The organism is Aeromicrobium sp., from assembly GCF_036676885.1.
Taxonomy (GTDB): domain Bacteria; phylum Actinomycetota; class Actinomycetes; order Propionibacteriales; family Nocardioidaceae; genus Aeromicrobium.
In genome coordinates this window covers 1-2,312 of the sequence record NZ_JAKFCB010000230.1, presented here as the reverse complement: position 1 = coordinate 2,312, position 2,312 = coordinate 1, and the positions used below count along the sequence as shown (strand labels likewise).

Here is a 2,312-nt window from a genome sequence, read left to right as displayed (position 1 = left end):
CTCGTCGAGTCGCTCGACTTCCTCCGCGACGCCATCGCCGAGACCGTCTCGGCGCGCGCGCTCGACATCGCGAAGCGCAAGCGGCCGATCACGGGAGTCTCGGAGTTCCCCAACCTGCACGAGGAGCTGCCGGAGCGCCGGCCGTACGGTCACCCGGTCGACGTGCACCGCTACGCCGGCGAGTACGAGGCCCTGCGCGACGACCGCGCCGCATCGCCAGTGTTCCTCGCATCGATGGGCGCCGTCGCGGCCTACACCGCGCGCGGCACGTTCGCAGCGAACCTGCTTGCCGCCGGCGGCATCGACACCGTCGTCGCCGGGCCGACCGAGGGCGTCGACGACGTCCTCACGGCGTACGCCGAGGCGGGCAAGCCCGCGATCGTCTGCCTGGTCGGCACCGACAAGGCGTACGAGACGTGGGGCGCCGACCTGGTGACGGCGCTGCGCGAAGCCGGGGCGACGTACGTCATCGTGGCCGGCAAGGCGGACATCGGCGCCGACACCACCGTGGCCGCCGGACTCGATGCCCTGGCCTTCCTCCGCGAGACCCGAGAGAAGTTGAGCGCATGATTCCCGAGAGCTTCGCCGGGCTGCCGCTGGATCCCGAGCAGCCGTACGAGCCCGACGCCGACACGTACGCCCGCTCCACGGACGGCGCCGAGCCGTGGCCGGCGCCGGAGGGCATTGACATCGAAGGGCTCTACACGCCGGCCGACCTCGAGGGCCTCGACGCCCTCGACACCTACCCGGGCCTCGCGCCGTACCTGCGCGGCCCCTACCCGGCGATGTACACGACGCAGCCGTGGACGATCCGCCAGTATGCGGGCTTCTCCACCGCCGAGGAGTCCAACGCGTTCTACCGGCGCAACCTCGCCGCGGGTCAGAAGGGCCTCTCGGTCGCGTTCGACCTCGCGACGCACCGCGGCTACGACTCCGACAACCCGCGCGTCGTCGGCGATGTCGGCATGGCCGGTGTCGCGATCGACTCGATCTACGACACCCGCAAGCTGTTCGAGGGCATCCCGCTCGACGAGATGAGCGTGTCGATGACGATGAACGGCGCGGTGCTGCCGGTGCTGGCGCTCTACATCGTCGCCGCGGAGGAGCAGGGCGTGCCGCCCGAGCAGCTCTCCGGGACCATCCAGAACGACATCCTCAAGGAGTTCATGGTCCGCAACACCTACATCTACCCGCCGGCACCGTCGATGCGGATCATCTCGGACATCTTCGCCTACACCGCGCAGCGGATGCCGCGGTTCAACTCGATCTCGATCTCGGGCTATCACATCCAGGAGGCCGGGGCGACGAACGACCTCGAGCTCGCCTACACGCTGGCCGACGGCGTCGAGTACATCCGGGCGGGCCTCGACGTGGGCCTCGACATCGACGCGTTCGCGCCGCGGCTGAGCTTCTTCTGGGCGATCGGCATGAACTTCTACATGGAGATCGCCAAGCTGCGCGCCGCCCGGGCGCTGTGGGCCGAGCTGGTCTCGGACTTCAAGCCGAAGAACCCCAAGAGCCTCAGCCTGCGTACGCACAGCCAGACGTCGGGCTGGTCGCTGACGGCGCAGGACGTGTTCAACAACGTGGGGCGTACGTGCATCGAGGCGATGGCCGCGACGCAGGGACATACCCAGTCGTTGCACACCAACGCGCTGGACGAGGCGATCGCGCTGCCGACCGACTTCAGCGCCCGCATCGCGCGCAACACGCAGCTGCTGCTGCAGCAGGAGTCCGGTACGACCGACATCATCGACCCGTGGGGCGGCTCCTACTACGTCGAGCGGCTGACCCACGACCTGGCCAACCGCGCCTGGGCGCACATCCAGGAGGTCGAGGCTGCCGGTGGCATGTCCAAGGCGATCGAGGCCGGCATCCCCAAGATGCGCATCGAGGAGGCCGCGGCCCGTACGCAGGCGCGCATCGACTCCGGGCAGCAGGCCGTGATCGGCGTCAACACGTACCGGCTGGCCGACGAGGATCCGCTCGAGGTGCTCAAGGTCGACAACAAGGCGGTGTACGCCTCCCAGATCGCCAAGCTCGAACGGCTGCGCGCCGAGCGCAACCAGGACGACGTCGACGCGGCCCTCGCGGCGCTGACCCGCAGCGCCGAGCGCGGGTCGGCCAGCGACGGCTCGCTGGACGACAACCTGCTCACGCTGGCGGTCAACGCGGCCCGCGCCAAGGCGACGGTCGGCGAGATCTCCGACGCGCTCGAGAAGGTCTACGGGCGCCACCAAGCCGTGATCCGTACGATCTCAGGTGTGTACCGCACCGAAGCCGGCCACGGCGGCAACATCGACAAGGTCATC

General features: G+C 69.5%; 1 protein-coding gene and 1 pseudogene. Both read left to right on the top strand.

Annotated elements, in window-relative coordinates:
- On the top strand, nucleotides 1–570 hold a 570-nt coding region (locus V6M46_RS10270; protein ID WP_332664495.1), incomplete at its 5' end, for a methylmalonyl-CoA mutase family protein.
- An 86-nt stretch (nucleotides 571–656) separates the two neighbouring features.
- Nucleotides 657–2,312, top strand: a pseudogene (gene scpA / locus V6M46_RS10265) (methylmalonyl-CoA mutase); the annotation flags it as partial.